Annotated in this window: 17 protein-coding genes and 1 tRNA gene; 14 read left to right on the forward strand and 4 right to left on the reverse strand. The window is 47.4% G+C overall.

Annotation, left to right across the window (positions count from 1 at the left end; genetic code table 11):
* Positions 1 to 9: 9 nt before the first annotated feature.
* From ccoG to WS_RS03120, 6 genes are read left to right on the forward strand one after another with little or no spacing between them, the layout of a single operon-like run.
* A complete protein-coding gene (ccoG, locus tag WS_RS03095) occupies positions 10 to 1398 on the forward strand; it encodes a cytochrome c oxidase accessory protein CcoG (RefSeq protein ID WP_011138565.1) in 1389 nt (462 codons plus the stop codon).
* A gap of 8 nt (positions 1399 to 1406) precedes the next feature.
* Positions 1407 to 2375, forward strand: coding sequence for an SLAC1 anion channel family protein (locus tag WS_RS03100; RefSeq protein WP_011138566.1), 969 nt, complete (start codon positions 1407 to 1409; stop codon positions 2373 to 2375).
* Positions 2376 to 2386: 11 nt separating this feature from the next.
* The gene (locus WS_RS03105; protein WP_011138567.1) at positions 2387 to 2704 is read left to right on the forward strand and encodes a hypothetical protein; all 318 of its coding nucleotides are present in this window, start codon (positions 2387 to 2389) and stop codon (positions 2702 to 2704) included.
* Positions 2701 to 3882, forward strand: coding sequence for an ABC transporter permease (locus WS_RS03110; protein WP_011138568.1), 1182 nt, complete (start codon positions 2701 to 2703; stop codon positions 3880 to 3882). Before WS_RS03105 ends, WS_RS03110 begins: the two co-directional genes overlap by 4 nt.
* Entirely contained in the window at positions 3879 to 4541 is a 663-nt protein-coding gene (locus tag WS_RS03115) for an ABC transporter ATP-binding protein (protein ID WP_011138569.1), read from the forward strand. Before WS_RS03110 ends, WS_RS03115 begins: the two co-directional genes overlap by 4 nt.
* A complete protein-coding gene (locus WS_RS03120; protein WP_011138570.1) occupies positions 4538 to 5500 on the forward strand; it encodes a hypothetical protein in 963 nt (320 codons plus the stop codon). Before WS_RS03115 ends, WS_RS03120 begins: the two co-directional genes overlap by 4 nt.
* On the opposite strand, the gene WS_RS03125 is transcribed toward WS_RS03120, so the two are convergent.
* From WS_RS03125 to WS_RS03140, 4 genes are read right to left on the reverse strand one after another with little or no spacing between them, the layout of a single operon-like run.
* The gene (locus WS_RS03125) at positions 5467 to 6867 is read right to left on the reverse strand and encodes a sensor histidine kinase (RefSeq protein WP_041571718.1); all 1401 of its coding nucleotides are present in this window, start codon (positions 6865 to 6867) and stop codon (positions 5467 to 5469) included. The genes WS_RS03120 and WS_RS03125 overlap by 34 nt on opposite strands.
* Positions 6867 to 7541 (reverse strand): response regulator transcription factor, encoded by a 675-nt coding sequence (locus WS_RS03130; RefSeq protein WP_011138572.1) that lies wholly within the window; start codon positions 7539 to 7541, stop codon positions 6867 to 6869. The genes WS_RS03125 and WS_RS03130 overlap by 1 nt, the downstream gene beginning before the upstream one ends.
* Entirely contained in the window at positions 7538 to 7894 is a 357-nt protein-coding gene (locus WS_RS03135; protein WP_011138573.1) for a diacylglycerol kinase, read from the reverse strand. Before WS_RS03135 ends, WS_RS03130 begins: the two co-directional genes overlap by 4 nt.
* Positions 7895 to 7897: 3 nt before the next feature.
* Entirely contained in the window at positions 7898 to 9466 is a 1569-nt protein-coding gene (locus WS_RS03140; RefSeq protein WP_011138574.1) for a phosphoethanolamine transferase, read from the reverse strand.
* Positions 9467 to 9689: 223 nt separating this feature from the next.
* Here WS_RS03140 and WS_RS03145 point away from each other — a divergent pair.
* From WS_RS03145 to WS_RS03180, 8 genes are all read left to right on the forward strand, one after another.
* A tRNA-Leu gene (locus tag WS_RS03145) sits at positions 9690 to 9774 on the forward strand.
* A 369-nt stretch (positions 9775 to 10143) separates the two neighbouring features.
* On the forward strand, positions 10144 to 11769 hold the full coding sequence (locus WS_RS03150; protein ID WP_011138575.1) for a methyl-accepting chemotaxis protein: 1626 nt from the start codon (positions 10144 to 10146) through the stop codon (positions 11767 to 11769).
* Between the two features lie 78 nt (positions 11770 to 11847).
* Positions 11848 to 12606 carry a DUF4198 domain-containing protein gene (locus WS_RS03155; RefSeq protein ID WP_011138576.1) on the forward strand — a complete coding sequence of 253 codons (759 nt, stop codon included), beginning with the start codon at positions 11848 to 11850 and terminating at the stop codon, positions 12604 to 12606.
* Positions 12606 to 13205 (forward strand): cobalt transporter CbiM, encoded by a 600-nt coding sequence (gene cbiM, locus WS_RS03160; RefSeq protein ID WP_011138577.1) that lies wholly within the window; start codon positions 12606 to 12608, stop codon positions 13203 to 13205. The genes WS_RS03155 and cbiM overlap by 1 nt, the downstream gene beginning before the upstream one ends.
* Positions 13202 to 13657, forward strand: a complete 456-nt coding sequence (locus WS_RS03165; protein WP_011138578.1) for a hypothetical protein — start codon at positions 13202 to 13204, stop codon at positions 13655 to 13657. The genes cbiM and WS_RS03165 overlap by 4 nt, the downstream gene beginning before the upstream one ends.
* Positions 13654 to 14316 carry a CbiQ family ECF transporter T component gene (locus tag WS_RS03170; RefSeq protein WP_011138579.1) on the forward strand — a complete coding sequence of 221 codons (663 nt, stop codon included), beginning with the start codon at positions 13654 to 13656 and terminating at the stop codon, positions 14314 to 14316. Before WS_RS03165 ends, WS_RS03170 begins: the two co-directional genes overlap by 4 nt.
* Positions 14289 to 14918 (forward strand): ABC transporter ATP-binding protein, encoded by a 630-nt coding sequence (locus WS_RS03175; protein WP_148227222.1) that lies wholly within the window; start codon positions 14289 to 14291, stop codon positions 14916 to 14918. Before WS_RS03170 ends, WS_RS03175 begins: the two co-directional genes overlap by 28 nt.
* Positions 14915 to 15541, forward strand: coding sequence for a LysE family translocator (locus tag WS_RS03180; RefSeq protein ID WP_011138581.1), 627 nt, complete (start codon positions 14915 to 14917; stop codon positions 15539 to 15541). Before WS_RS03175 ends, WS_RS03180 begins: the two co-directional genes overlap by 4 nt.
* Positions 15542 to 15598 lie beyond the last annotated feature (57 nt).

Below are 15598 nucleotides of genomic sequence, written 5' to 3' on the forward strand. Positions count from 1 at the left end.
GGAGAGAATATGAGTCAAAGTTCATGTGAAGAAACCTCTTGCAGTGGGACTCCCTACTACAAGAAGCGCTATTGGGTTTTCGCCCTCATCACGCTCGTAGCGATGGGATTGCCCTTTATACAAATCGATGGGAATCAGCTCTTTTTGCTCTCATTTGATAAAAAGCAGCTGCACCTGCTTGGAGTCGCTTTTGATATGCAAGAGCTCTACTTGATGCCCTTTTTGTTGATGCTGCTTTTCCTTGGAATCTTTTTTGTTACCACCTTGGCAGGACGCGTATGGTGTGGTTGGGGCTGTCCTCAAACCATCTTTCGAGTGATCTATCGAGATGTTATTGAGACGAAACTTCTAGGGCTTCGCAAGAGAATCGACAATAAACAGCAAGAGCCTGATATGAGTTTGCCCATTAATAAACTCAAAAAAGGGGCGGCGCTTCTCATCTGGATCGGAATCTCTGTGGTTGCGGCCTCCAACTTCTTGTGGTATTTTATCCCCCCTGCGGACTTTTTTACTTATCTCTCTAATCCCGCTGAACACACGATTTTGATCACTTTTTTGGCGGTATTGGTGGCGGTCATGGTCTTTGACATCATCTTTATTAAAGAGAATTTCTGTGTCTATATGTGCCCCTATAGCCGTGTGCAGTCGGTGCTCTACGATAATGACACCATCATGACGGTTTATGACTATGAGCGTGGCGGAAAAGTGTTTGACCCCAAGGGAATCAAACTTTGGAAGAAGCCCGAAACTCCTAACGCGGAGTGCACAGGGTGCGAGCTTTGCGTGAAGGTCTGCCCCACGCACATTGATATTCGTAAAGGGATGCAGCTAGAGTGCATCAACTGTTTGGAGTGTGCAGATGCTTGCACCAAAGTGATGGGCAAACTTGGCAAAGAGAGCCTCATTGGCTGGACCTCGCCTCAGGCAGTAGAGACGCGAGAGAAGGTGCGCTATTTCCGATTCCGAACCATTGCCTACATGGTCGCTCTTGTCATCGTGATGGGCGCTTTGGTGGTGATGAGCGGCAAGAAAGAACATATGCTGCTTAACATTAACCGAACAACTGAACTGTATAGTATTAAAGAACAGGGGATGGTCGAAAACTCTTATGTTTTCCTCTTCCAAAACACTGACAAAGTGGCGCATGACTACTATTTTGAGATTTTGGATAATCCTAAAATCAAAATCAAACGCCCTGAAGAGCCCTTTACCCTAGAACCCGGTAAAAAGGTGAAGAAAGTGGTAGTGCTTTATACCGAAGAGCGACTCTCTGAGGATGGGCGCAAAGACACGCCCGTGCCGATCAAAATCCATGCCTATGCGCTGGATAAAAAAGAGGAGATCAGCGTCTTTAGAGATAGCGTGTTTGTCTATCCTCGAATCGATCTCATCCATTAAGGGAATTTATGGACCACACTTCTGTTCAGTCTGAGAGTCGAATCGCCCATTTCCCCATCATGTTCTTTGCAGTCGTGATGGGCTTTGGGGGGATTTCTGTCGCCTATTTTAAAGCACATGAGATTTTGGGGATTCCTCTTTTGGTTTTTGAGGGACTAAGAGCGCTCACTTCGCTCCTGTTTTTGGTAGTTTTCTCTCTATATGCCATGAAGTTTTTAACCCATCGGGCGGGAGCAAAAAAAGAGTTTTCTCACCCCATCCGTATCAATTTTTTTGCCGCCTTCTCCATCGCGCTATTGCTTTTAGCGATTCTTTGGAGGGGCGTTCCTTCTCTTGGGGGTTCCCTTTTTTGGTTAGGGGCGGGGGTGCATACCTTTTTGACCTTTTACACGGTGAGCTTTTGGATCAACAACAACTTTGAGATCACGCACAGCAATCCCGCGTGGTTTATCCCTATTGTGGGGAATCTCATTGTGCCCGTGGCGGGGGATGGGATGGCGAGCGCTACCTTTTTGGGCTACTATTTTGCCATTGGGATCTTTTTTTGGGTGGTGCTTTTCACGGTGGTCTTTTATCGTATTATCTTCCACAACCAGCTTCCTCAAAAATTCATGCCCACCCTTTTTATCTTTATTGCACCCCCTGCGGTTGGGTTTTTGGCTTATCTTAAAGTGGGAGGGGGCTTTGATCTTTTTGCGCAGTTTCTGCTCAACCTTGCTCTCTTTTTTGCCTTTTTGCTGCTTTTTATGTATAAGAACTTTATGAAACTTCAGTTTTTTATCTCTTGGTGGGCGTTCACCTTTCCCATGGCCGCGCTCACCATCGCCCTTTTGGTTGCTTATGAGAAAAGCCATGAGGCGGTCTATTTGCACCTTGGCGAGCTCTTTTTACTCTTTGCCACCCTCTTGGTGGCGGGAGTGAGCGTGAAGACGCTCCGTCATATTTACAAGAGAGAGATTTGTGTCATTGAGGAGTAGGAGGGATTGGCGTGTGGGTTAGGAGAGAGTGGCGAATCTTGCTTCGTGTTTTGGGGCTGCTTGGCTTTTTGGTGCTTTTAGCCTCTCTTCACGCCTTTGTCACCCAAGATTCTTTAGCAGGAGAATCGCGGCTCAAAGGGGGGGTAGGTTCTGAGCTGTTTCCCAAAGGGAGCGCCTTTGCTTCAGACGCGCTTCACACACGATTTTTTCCCTATGCCGACAGGATGGGCGGGCATGCCACCTATCCTGCCTCGCTCGACCCTTTTTTTAGCTCCTTTGTCTACTCCCCTTTTGCCCTTCCTAATCCCGCTTCTAAGGTCTATCCGTGAGTTTTAATCCTTCGCTTATCGCCCTCTCTATCGCCTCTTTGAGGCGGAGGGCGCTTAAGAATCTTTCGCTTTTAATCGCCCTGGTGATCGTGATTTTCACGGCCTCTTCGATTCTTTTCACCGCCGATTCTATCCAAAGAGTCAACAAGGAGCAGATTGGACGACTGCCTGATATCACGATGCAACGCATGGTGGGCGGGAGGCTAGAGACGATAGAAGAGGGTCGCGTGGATGAGCTTTTGGAGATTGAGGGAGTGGAATGGGCGATTGGGCGCATTTGGGGTTACTACTTTTTTCCTCACGCAGGACTTCAAAATGGAGGGGCGAATTTCACTCTTCTTGGAATCGATCCTTATTATGGAAGCGAGGAGAATCACCGCTTGCCCGAAGAGTTTTTAGAGATTTTGCCCCAAGAATCAGGGGTGATGCATGTGGGACTTGGGGTGAAGCGTGCGATGGAGAAGAGCTTCTCGCCCTCTAGTCTCGCCTTTGTTTCTCCGGGGGGAGAGCTTTGGCGCCTCAAGCTTGGCCTTGTTTTGGAGGAGGTGGGGCTTTATGATTTTATCCTTCTTCCCAAAGAGGAGGCGCGTGCTATTTTGGGTATGGAGGAGGGAAGGGTCACTGATATTGTGCTAAAAGTCTCCAATCCTAAAGAGGTCGCTACGATTGCCAGCAAATTGATAGAACGCTACCCCGATAGTAAGATTCTCACCAAAGAGCAGATCACACTTGCCTATGAGTCGCTCATTGGCTATAAAAGTGGGCTCTTTTTGGCGCTTTTTATCACGGTTTTTTTGGCGATAGGTATTGTGATTTATGAGAAGGCGAGCGGAATAAGTGAGGAGGAGAGGAGAGAGATTTCACTCCAAAAGGCGATTGGCTGGAGCGTGGGAGAGGTGATGACGCTGAAATTTTTAGAGCATGGATGGCTGATTCTCCTGGCGCTCTTTTTAGGGCTTTTAGGAGCCTACTTTTTTGTCTATGGGCTGGGTTCTCCCTATCTCAGTCAGATATTTATCAGCTCTTCTGATTTAGCGCTCCCTTTCTCCCCAAGGCTTGGCGCGGGATTTTTTGAGATTCTCACCTATGGGCTTTTTGGGGCATTTCTCTATCTAAGCGCTGTGATGATTCCCGTTTGGCGTAGTGCTATGAGCGATGCGGGTGAGGTGATACGATGATTCTTCTAGATAGGGTGAGCAAGCGATTCTTGGATCGGAGTGGAGAGCGCGGGATTTTTGAGCTCTCCTTGGAGATCAAAGAGGGAGAGAGCTGCTTGCTTAGAGGGCCAAGCGGCAGCGGAAAAAGCACGCTTTTATCGCTCATCAGCGGAATTGCCCGTCCTAGTAATGGCGAGGTAAGCATCCAAGGTAAGCACCTCTCGCTCATGAGTGATCATTTTGCCACGCGATTTCGGTTGCTCCATATTGGGTTTATTTTCCAGAAATTTCACCTGATTCCCGATATGAGCGCCTTTGAGAATGTGGCTTTGGCTCTTGTGCCCCTTAATCTCTCTTCTAGAGAGCTTGATCGCAGGGTCTTTGGAATCTTGGAGCGATTCTTAATGAAAGAGAAGGCCTTTAGCCTCGCTAAAGATCTCTCTGGGGGTGAGCAGCAACGCGTGGCGATTGCTAGGGCGCTGGTGAATGAGCCCATGATTCTTTTAGCGGATGAGCCCACTGCCAATTTGGATCCAAGCCTTAAAAAAGAGTTTTTGAGATTGCTTGGAGAGCTCAAGGGAGAGGGGAGGACACTCCTGGTGGCCTCGCATGATAGGGAGCTTTTAGAGGGGGGCTTTTTTGATCGTCAGATTGAGCTTTTAGAGGGGAGGCTGGTTTGATTCTAAGTGGTGGCTCAATCGCCTATTTGGCGGTGGAGAGCGTGAGTATGGGGCTGGCTCTTTTGGCGGGCTATGGGGCTTGGAAGATTACTAGGGGGTATGAGGCTTATCGCTTTGATGCAAAACAATATCGACTCTTTGCCCTAGGAGAGCTCTCCTCTTCGATTATTCGCTTTATCTTGGGGGTGAAGTGGATACTCTTTTTCTACTATGCTTATCTGCTTGATTCTTTTGCGCCTCAGCTTATTGGAGCCATGTGTGCTACGGGGGTGGTCAATGCCCTTTGGGAGGGATGGTGGCTCTATGGATGGAAGCTTTTGACTCTCCTTTTGGCCACTTTGTGGTTGGTGATGCATCAAGATGATCGCCAAAGAGAGGATCAGCCCTACTTTAGGCTTAAATTCCTCTTCTATCTCGCGGTGCTAGGGGCTTTGGCGGTGGAGTATCTATGGAGCGTGGTGGCTCTTTGGGGGTTGGAGCCTCAGCGTATGGTGAGCTGCTGCTCTAGCACTTTTAGCGCGGGGAGCGCGGGGGCTTTGGGCGAAGGGATGATGAGTGAGCGGAGCCTTTATGCTTTTTTGGGGCTTTTTGGAGTGATGGGTGGGGCTTATGGGGTGGGTTGGGTCAGGCTCTTGGTTTGGCCAATCTTCTTTTTTTTGCCTAGCGCCCTTTGGGCGATCATCTACTTTTTTTCTCCCTATATCTATGCAATTCCTACGCACACTTGCCCTTTTTGTTTAATCCAGTTCGAGTATTACGGAATAGGCTATCTGCTCTATCTTCTCCTTTTTGCGGGGAGCTTTTTGGGTGTGGCTTCAGCCTTTAGGAGTCTCTATGCCAAAGAGATGGATCCAAAACCTCTCATGAGAATCTCCATGGGGCTTCAACTTCTCCTCTTGATGGTGCTTTGGGGGTATGTTCTGGGTTATTTTTGGATTAATGGGGCGTGGCTGAAGTAGCAAATCACCTTAAGACCCCCTTTGTGACCCTCTTGCAAAAAAATAGTAGCTTGATGGAGATCGAGGATACGCTTCACGATCGCTAGCCCCAAACCGCTTCCCTCATTCGAATGGCTTTGGACACGATAGAAACGTTTAAAAACCTTAGGATACTCCTTTGTAGGGATTCCTTTACCCTCATCTTCAATCTCTAGACAAATTTGTTGGGGTAGATTTTGTAATGAGATTCGAATGGAAGCGTTGAAAGGGGAGTGAATGATGGCATTTTCAATGAGATTTTTGATGGCAATTTGAAGTAAAAAAAGGTTGCCATAGAGAGTAATGGGGGTGATTTGCTCAGTCTTAAGAGAGATTGACTTTTCTTGAAGGCGATTTTTAAGGAGCAAAAGACTCTCGAATATGATCTCGTCAAGGTAGATATCTTGAGATTCCATGACAAAGTCGCTCCGATCTGTTTGAGAGAGGAGTAGAAGATTTTCAATGATTTTTTGAATAAGATCGATGCGTTTTAGATTTCTCTCCCAGAAGGCTTCTTTTTGAGGGGAGGGATTTTTGGAGTGAGCCGCCATTTCTAGCTCGATTCTTAGAGAGCTTAGGGGAGTTTTGATCTCATGTGAGACGTCAGAGCTAAACTCAGAAAGTCTGTTAAAGGCCTCCTGTAGTCTCTCTAAAAGGGCATTGAAAGCATTGGTTAGCTCCTCGACCTCAAGACTGTTGTGTTGCTGAGGGCGAAGACGCCAAGAGGGTCGTTTGGGGTCTAGTGTGCTTATCTCCTCAAGCAGGGAGTGTAAAGGAGAGAATGATCGATCGATGAGCCAGCCGCTTGCAAGGATGAGCAAAAAGAGAGTGGCGGGAAGCAAAAGAGCTAACCCATAGTAGAGGCTTTCTAAAAGCGTGCCACCTTGTTGTTTGGTGGTGCTCACTTGAACCACTATTAAGAAATCTTCTTTTTCCTCAAGGAGCAAAAAGGCATGAAAAAACTTCTCATCTTCTCCAAAAACAACTCCTCCTTGAAAGAACGTTTCAAATCTCTCCAAGGGGGGCAAATAAGAAGGAGTGATCTCCCCGCTCTGTTTAAGAATCTCTTTTTCGAGCCCTTTTTTATTAATTTTGAGAATTTGGATATAAAGAGGAGGGAAGTCAAACTCCTCCTCCTCATCCAAAGAGAGACGCGAATAGTCTGAGTGGAGCTTGTGATAATCCTCTTTGATCTCCAAGACCACCACCTTAAGAAAGGCCTCGGTTTCATTTCTAAAATTCTCTTTGACAAGCAGGTAGAGTCCTGCCCCAAGAAGAATTAACATGAGAAGATGAATAAGGGAGTGGGCAATCCAGAGTTTGGATTTAAGGCTAAAGAGCTTGGGCATCAAAGGTATCCAAATCGATAACCGATTCCTCGAAGAGTGTGAATTAACTTAACGGAATGATCTTTGTCGATTTTGTTCCTAAGGCGGTAAATATAGACGCTTATAACATTGCTCAGGGTTTGTTCTTCAAAATCTAGTAAAGCCTCTTTGATAATCTCTTCGGAGAGAGTCGCGTCTTGATTAAGAGCAAGAAATTCCAAGAGGCGATACTCTTTGGGGGTCAAGAGAATGAGCTTGCCTCCGCGGGTTACCTTTTTAGTGCGTTGGTCTATTTCTAAATCGGCAATCTTTAATGCCAGAGGATTTTCTGGAGTTATTGGATTGCGTAGCCTGGCTCGAATTCTTGCCATGAGTTCAGCCAGTGAGAAGGGCTTGGCCAAATAGTCATCTGCGCCACTATCCAAGCCAAAGACACGATCCATAATCGTGTCTTTGGCTGTGAGTATAATCAGAGGGATTCCCTCTCCACGTGCTCGGAGTTTTTGGCAAAAGGTGATCCCATTGCCATCGGGAAGCATTAAGTCAAGAAGAATAAGATCGTAGCGAAAATGGGTTAAGAGATGAGAAGCATCCGCTAGACATGGGGCAATATCAATGGTGTAGAGTTCTTTTTGTAGAGCTTTTTTGAGAACCAAGGAGAGGTCCAAATCGTCTTCAACGAGCAAAATCTTCACCCTAAATGCCTCCATAGAATGGACGCCCAAATCCCTAGGGTTAAAACGATAGTCAATAGGACAATAGCGCTTCCCACGTCTTTGGCGATTCCTGCTTGGGGGTGATATTGGGGTGAGATCATATCAACCACCCTCTCAATGGAACTGTTAATTGCTTCAGCAATGAGAATTTGCCAAAGGGATCCAGCTAGAATTAAACGGCTCCAAAAATCTAACTCTAGATAACCAAGAAGTGCTATTCCAAAGCAGACCACTCCCGCTTCTATTCGAAAAGAGACTTCGCTTTTCCATAAATTTAAAAGCCCTTTTAAGGCGTATCCCGAATTTTTAAAAAGATGATAAGAGGGCTTCACGTTCTAATCCTTTGGCAGGAAAAAGTCAAGATCAGGATTATAGACAGTTGTGGCGACATTGGCAAGGTGAAGTAGGCTTGAGAAGAGGTAGTCGTGACTTAATTGATCGTTTTGTCGACTTTTGAGTGCCTGTTTATAAGAGTCTAGATCTTTTCCTATCCACGCCAGCGCCCCTACGCGTTTCTGCTCATCAGGAGCTATAGTATAAGGGAGTCCATGGAGATAAATCCCATTCTCTCCAAGCGATTCTCCATGGTCAGAGACATAGATGAGCGCCACTTGATAACGATCTTGATAATTCTTGAGCCACTCAATGGAGCGAGAGAGAAGAAAGTCTGTATAGAGGATCGTATTATCGTAAACATTAATCAATTCTTCTTGAGAACATTTTTGGAGTTCACTTGTATTGCAGGCAGGAGTGAAGTGAGCAAAAGCGGAGGGATAGCGCTTATAATAAGTGGGGCCATGACTTCCTTCTTGGTGGAGGACGATGAAGGTATCTTGGTATTTTTTTTCAAGCTTTTGGTCAAGCCCTTCTAGAAGTTTCTCATCAAATACTTCTCCGCTATAGTTGAGCGTGTCAGCAATTCGATTGCAAACCCCTTTGCAAAAACCTGAGTTATTGCCATGCCAAATAATTCGTACACCCGCTCGCTGCAACACATCTAAGAGATTTTCTCGATAGCGACTCTTTTTATCGGAGTATTGACTTTGGGTGAGATCAGAAAAGAGACAGGGAAGCGAGATGGCAGTGGCAGTTCCACAAGAGTAGAACTGCGGGAGAAAAAGCACTTCTTGTTTAGCTAGGAGGGGATTGGTTTCTCTCAGGTAACCCCCCAATGAAAAATTTGCTGCTCTAGCCGTTTCGCCAACTATAAAGAGAACCAGTCGTTTTTTCTCTTCGTGGCTAGCCATATGAGCATCCATGCCTATGGCTTGTATGGTCTGAGGGGTTGGGAGCTGGTGCTGTAGGGCGAAATACTTGAGTGTGGAGTAAAGAGGATAGGTGGGATTGGTGTAGAGACGAAAATCACTATGATTTCGAAAAAAAGAGAAGTAGCTTTTGCCCAATGTTGTGATGACAAGAAGTAGAAAGAAAATAATTCCTATAAGCCACTTAAGGCGAAAAAACAAGGCTTCGCTCCAACTCTCTTTTTTGAGACGAATCGACCAAAGTAGCGCCAAGGGGAATACTACCCAAACGAAGAGATGTAGAAGAAGGTCAGTATTGATAAGTTCTAGAGCTTCACCTCGATCGGTTTGCATTACATTTTGAACCATTTCATGGCTAATGACAGTTCCATAGCGATTCATGAAATAAGAGCTCAATGCGGCTATTCCAATGGCAATACTCAAGAAAGGTTTGAGGGTGAATCTAGAAGAGAAGGGGAGCAAGATCAAAAAAAGAAGAGAGGCGTGTACTAGGGGGAGGGAAGTAAAAAAAAGAGGATTCATGCCCTCCTTTGCAAAAGCAAAGAGGTGTGAATAGAGGCGAGTGTTGGCTAAAGCGACAAATAAGAGAGTGGAGAGAATGAGCAGTTTTCCTGAGCTAAGCGAGGGGCGAAGGAGCATGAAAAAATCCTTTTGGACATAGTTTGGGGAGATTTTAGAAAAGAGAAATGTTAGAGTGATGAATGAAAAATGAACATTTGTTCATCTTGATTTAGTGGAGTTTGTTTAAGATTTTTAAAGGATTCTTCGTATAGAATTCCGCCTCTGACGCACTTAAGGGCTCATTGGAACTATTACATTGTCTTTTAAGGTTTCAGTCGGTACAATCACACTTCTTTTTCATGCGGGAATGGCGAAATTGGCAGACGCACCAGACTTAGGATCTGGCGCCTCACGGCGTGGAGGTTCAAGTCCTCTTTCCCGCACCACCGAGCTTCTTAGCCTTCTATATTGAAAATATCCAAACGCTTTCTATCCGCTAAATCTATACCACCAAACCATTCACTTCTCTTGATTTTTTATCCTATTTCTCTAGGTCTATTGCTTTATCTCACCCTTTAGAATCGGGACAGATTCAAAAAGAATCATGCTTTTAGTGCTGCTTATCAGCGTTTGGAAGGTCGGCTCAAGAAGTTGAAGCGCCAGATGGGCTGGCCAGCACAAAGAAATCAAGAAGTAGAGTCGTTTCACTTTTTCACTTTTTAATCTATTCTTTGATTATCTTTTTAGAATCGACTCTTATTTTTATACTAGGCATGTTAATCTTTTTTTAGAATCTAAACACCCTAGGAAACCCTATGAAGCTGACGATATCTCGCAAGATCACTCTTGCTACGGCACTCTTTGTTTTGATCTCAACTCTATTTTATGTCTTCTTTATCTACCACACACAAAAAGAGACTTTTCTTGAGGAGACACGATTTAAGTTGCGTCTTGGCGCTGAGGCGGCGAATGCGATTTTGCAGCAAGATTTTGTCGATCGCTACACGAAAGAGAATCCTCCTAGTGAATTAGAGCATGAGGCATGGGTGAGGCGACTCAGCCAGTATGCCAATGAGAGCGGATTCTCCTATGTTTATCTTATGGTCAAAGAGGGGGAGGAGATTCGCACTCAAATCTCTAGCGCGACCCCTGAAGAGCTTGAGCAAAAAGAGTGGGATGAGTTCTATAAACTCTATGAGGCGAGCGACAAAGTACGGGCTGGATTCAAAGAAGAAGGAAGTTTTTATGAGGAAACAGAGGATTCTTATGGGAATTTTCTCTCTTATCTAGTGGTCAAAAAGAGCCCCCAGGGAAAACGCTACATGGTGGGATGTGATATTCAGGTGGATATGGTTGAAGCGGCTTTGCGTTCGATTCTTTTCAAAGCGCTTGGGATGGGGGTGATGATCGTAGCGGTTGCGATGATCGCAGCGATGCTGGCGGGGAAGATGATCGCGAAAAACTTTGAGCGAATCAGCCAGTTCATCAATGAGATCACTCGAGAAAAGAATCTCGCCTCTTCAATCAAGATCGATTCCACGGATGAGGCAAATCAGATTGCCCAAGACATCAATCACCTGCTTCTCTCCATGACAGAGACTTTGAGGCAGAGCCAAGAGTTTCTCTCTCGAAGTAGCGAAAAGGCCACCCATCTCAATCAGGCTTCGGGCGAGATTGTGGTTTATGCCAAAGAGGAGCTCGAATCGGCCACTGCCTCTTCTTTGGCCATGAAGTATGTGGATGGATTGGCGCAAAGGTCGATTCGCTCCATGGAGGGGGTCGTGGGAGAGTTCACGATGGCCAACGAGAAACTATCCCAAAGCGAAGATTCCATCGCGAGTCTTGCTGAGCAGAGTGCCCAAGGGGCGGAGAGAGAACGCGAGCTGGCTAAAAGCCTTGATCAGCTCTCTAGCGAAATTTCACGAACGGTGGGGTTGCTCTCAGCCATCGGAGATATTGCTGATCAGACCAATCTTCTAGCGCTCAATGCCGCGATTGAGGCGGCTAGGGCAGGCGAACATGGGAGAGGCTTTGCAGTCGTAGCGGATGAGGTGAGAAAGCTCGCCGAACACACACAAAAAACACTAGGCGAGATCAATAGCACCATCCAAAGTGTCACAGGTGCAATCACTCACCAAAGTGCCTTGACGACCAAAAGCGCTCAAGAGATTCTCAGGCTTTCGCAAGCGGCGAGTGAGGTGAGGCGGGTCGTCTCCGAATCGTCTGAGGCGATGAGAGGAGCGGGTAGGCAGATGGAGGCCTACAAAGGAGAATCGCAACAGATCACACTAAGCATGGCGGAGGCTTTGGAGCATTCGACTCAAATCTCTCAAAAGGCTCAAGAGACCACCACTCACGCACAGAGAATCGCCTCAGGGCTTGAAGAACTGACGCAGATTAATCACCAAACGATCGAGAGCTTTAGGCGATTTAAGATTTGACTTTGGCTTTTATCCTGCCACAAGGAAAGTATTACTAACATACTATTCATCACACAAATAAGAACAAGGAGATGGGGTATGAATTGGAAAGCCAAGGTAGCGGTATGGGCGATGCTCGGGAGTGTTCCTCTTTGGGCGCATTTTCAAATGGTGATTCCCTCTAGTGACATTCTTGAGGAGGGCAAGGGCAAACTTGGAGTGGAGGTGATGTTTGCTCATCCCTTTGAACAGAGCTACATGGAGATGAAAAAGCCTCAGGCTTTTGGCTATGTTCTAGAGGGCAAAAAGCACTCCCTATTAGAGAAACTCGCTCCTAAGAGCTTCGAAGGCAAAGGGGGCTTTAGTACAGAGCTTGAGATCAAAGAGGCAGGAACCTACCGATTCTACGTGGAGCCTATGCCCTATTTTGAGCCTGCGGAAAAGAAGTTTATCAAGCACCTCACGCAGGTCACCGTGGATGCCTTTGGGGCGGATGAGGGATGGGATAAACCTCTTGGGATGAAGGCAGAGATTGTTCCTTTGGCTCGCCCCTATGGTCTTTATGCGGGAAATCTGTTCCAAGGGCAGGTGCTCTTTAAAGGCAAACCTGTGGCAGGAGCCGAGGTCGAGGTGGAGCTCTATAACACCAAAGGCTACAAAGCCCCTAGCGAATCACACATCACTCAAGTGGTCAAGGCAGACAAAAACGGAATCTTCACCTATGCGATGCCTGTAGCGGGATGGTGGGGATTTAGTGCGCTTTTAGAAGATGATGTCAAGCTTAAGCATAGCGACGGCAAAGAGTATCCCGTGGAGCTTGGAGCGGTTATCTGGGTGAAAGCCTACGAGCTAAAATAGTGCATATCTCCGAAGGTGTCCTCAGCGCCCCCTTACTAGTGGGGGGCTGGGCGCTTAGCGCCCCTTTTGTGGTTTACGCTCTCAAAACGCTTGAAGCCCAAAAGATTCCTCTAGTGGCTTCTATGTCGGCCCTCTTTTTTGTCGGCTCCTTTATTCATATCCCCTTTGGCGTGACCAATATTCATCTGGTGCTCAGCGGAATCATTGGTGCAATGATTGGACTAGAGGCTTTTTTGGCGCTTTTGGTGGCGCTCTTTTTGCAGGCGATTCTCTTTGGCTATGGAGGCTTGGGGGTTCTTGGGGTGAATCTCTCCATTATGGCGCTTCCCGCTCTTTTGGCTAGAACTATTTTTCTCTACACTAGGCTCTATACAAGGCGAAGCTTGGGCTATTTTTTAGTTGGGTTTACTTCGATTCTCCTCTCTTCGATTCTTCTCTCCTTGGTGCTTTATATCGAGGGTGAAGGGTTTAAAAGTGCGGCTTTGGCAGTGTTTGCTCTCAATATTCCTTTAATGGGCATAGAGGGGTTCATCACCTACTTGGCCCTCTCCTTTTTGGAGCGCTACCGCCCCACACTTTTAGAGAGGATGGCGCGATGAGGGTTGCCCTTTGGTTTTTGCTTTTGGGCGTCTCTTTGGCGTGGGGGCATCGGCTCAATGTGCTGGTGGAAGAGGAGGGCGCGGAGCTGGTGGTTTGGGCCTATTTCAAAAAAGATTCGCCTTGTATGGAGTGTCAAGTGGTGCTCAAGAATGCCCAAGGCATGATTGAGCGTGAGCTTCTCACGGACGCTTTGGGCTATGCGCGGCTCACTCCTCTCTCTAGCGGAGCGCTAGAGTTGATCGTCAATGGAGGGGCGGGACATCAAAAGAGCGTCACCTTTAGCTATGCTCCCCCTCCCCAAGAAGCCCAAGAGCGCGAAGGGGTTTTGGGCGCGCCTTTGGTGCTAGTGCGACCCGAGGCGGAGGTCTCTTTGGGGGGAATCGCCCAGGGGATGGCTCTTTTGCTTCTCTTTTTTGGGGCGCTTTGGTGGGTTTATCGGGGGAGGCGGTGAACTCCTCTTCCCTGCGACTTCTCGCTCTTTTTTTCTACGCCCTTTCTTTGGCGCCTAGGGAGAGTTTTTATCTTTGGGATGGGTTGCCTTTGGTGTTAGCCCTAGCGGGGATGAGGTCTGGATGGTGGAGGCTTGGAGTGCGCTGGCTCAAGCTCAATCTCTTTTTGGCGCTTTTGGCACTCTCGCTCTTTTTGGCCAATGAGGGGATGGAGAAAATTCTTGTCATGCTCTTTCGTAGTAATCTTATTCTCCTCTTCACGCTTGCTCTTTTTGGAGAGAGGGATCGCTTTGAGGCGGTGCGGGCGATGGCGGAGTTGAGATTCCCTGCTAAGCTGGTCTCTCTTACCTTCTTCTGTGTGCGCTTTGTGGAGAGCTTCATTGTGGAGATTGCAGGGTGGAGAGAGAGGCTTAGGGCGCGAGGGGTGAGACTAGGGAGCAATCAAGCGACCTATAAAGGGTTTGGCTATCTGCTAGGAAGCCTGCTCTCTAAAGCGTTTGAGGAGAGTGACAACCTCGTGCTCACGCTGCGTGCACGGGGCTATCAAGGGGAAATTTTGCTCTCTTCCTCCTCCTTGGCCTCCTTTTTGGATAAGATTCTACTCCTATCTTCGATGGTGATTTGGATGGCGGGGTGGACTCTTTTATGTTGGTCTCTTTAGAACGGATTGCTTTTTCTCTTCCTGATTCTCCTCCTCTTTTTCAAAACCTCTCCCTAGGAATCGCCCCCAAGGATCGCTTGGCGATTCTAGGGAATAATGGGAGTGGTAAAAGCACCCTATTAAAAATCCTTGCAGGATTACTAGAGCCTACAGCAGGGCAAAGAGGCTCCAAAGAGGGGCTAAAAATCGGCTATCTTTTTCAAGATTCCAAAGATCAATTCATCGCCCCCACGGTGCTAGAGGATGTCGCTTTTTCGCTTTTTGCCCAAGGGGAGAGTCGTAATGGGGCGCTAGAGAGAGCCAAAGTGGAGCTAGAGAGGCTAGGGATTGGCTCTTTAGCGGAGCGTTCGCTCTACCACCTCTCGGGTGGAGAGAGGCGATTGGTCGCGCTAGCAGGAGTGTTGGCGGGGGATTATGATTTGTGGCTTTTGGATGAGCCGACCAATGAGATGGATGAAGTGCATCAAGCGAGAGTCGAAGAGATTCTTGCGACAAGCCTCGCGCCTTGGGTCATCATCACTCATGACTTATCACTCCCTCGCTCTCTTGGCGCCTCTATCTATCGCTTAGAGGGTGGAATCTTGCACAAGGAGGAATCGTGAGTGAATTTTGGCAAGGATGGTGGCTCATCGGGGCGATTCACCTCCTTGCAGCCGCTTCGCCAGGCCCCGATTTTCTCTTTGCCACGCGCCACACGTTGCGCTATGGGAGAGGGAGTGGCCTATGGTGTTCGTTTGGAATCACGCTGGGACTCTCTGTCCATCTTCTCTACTCCCTCTTGGGATTGGCCGCGTTGATTGCGGCTTCAGAAGGAATCATGAGCGCGATTCGCTATTTAGGGGGCGGCTATTTGATCTATTTGGGAATCAAAGGCGTGAGGGCGCGCTCGGTGAACTTTGAGCATGGCGTGGCGGAGAGTGCAAGCAAGCCCAAGCCGTGGAAGAGTGTCGCGCTTGGCTTTGGCTGCAACCTCTTTAACCCCAAAGCCCCTCTCTACTTCCTTTCGCTCTTTACCGTGGTGCTTTCTCCTTGCATGCCTCTTTCGTGGTGGCTAGGGTATGGAGTCTGGATCATGGGGCTACAAATGGGATGGTTTTCGCTTCTTGTTTATGGAATTTCGCACACGAAAGTGCGGAGGATGCTGGGACGCTTTGGGGGTTGGATCGAGCGACTTCTAGGGGGAGCGATGATTTTTTTGGGTCTAAAATTATGGGTAAGCCGTTGAAACTTTTTTAGGAGTATAATGCCCTTTTAGAGAAGTAGTTTCAAAAAGAAAGAGAGC

Source organism: Wolinella succinogenes DSM 1740 (genome assembly GCF_000196135.1).
Classification (GTDB): Bacteria; Campylobacterota; Campylobacteria; order Campylobacterales; family Helicobacteraceae; genus Wolinella; species Wolinella succinogenes.

Coding starts and splice junctions, on each gene's coding strand:
- ccoG (WP_011138565.1), top strand. CDS start 10: ATGAGTCAAAGTTCATGTGAAGAAACCTCTTGCAGTGGGACTCCCTAC.
- WS_RS03100 (WP_011138566.1), top strand. CDS start 1,407: ATGGACCACACTTCTGTTCAGTCTGAGAGTCGAATCGCCCATTTCCCC.
- WS_RS03115 (WP_011138569.1), top strand. CDS start 3,879: ATGATTCTTCTAGATAGGGTGAGCAAGCGATTCTTGGATCGGAGTGGA.
- WS_RS03125 (WP_041571718.1), bottom strand. CDS start 6,867: ATGCCCAAGCTCTTTAGCCTTAAATCCAAACTCTGGATTGCCCACTCC.
- WS_RS03140 (WP_011138574.1), bottom strand. CDS start 9,466: ATGCTCCTTCGCCCCTCGCTTAGCTCAGGAAAACTGCTCATTCTCTCC.
- WS_RS03150 (WP_011138575.1), top strand. CDS start 10,144: ATGAAGCTGACGATATCTCGCAAGATCACTCTTGCTACGGCACTCTTT.
- WS_RS03155 (WP_011138576.1), top strand. CDS start 11,848: ATGAATTGGAAAGCCAAGGTAGCGGTATGGGCGATGCTCGGGAGTGTT.
- WS_RS03165 (WP_011138578.1), top strand. CDS start 13,202: ATGAGGGTTGCCCTTTGGTTTTTGCTTTTGGGCGTCTCTTTGGCGTGG.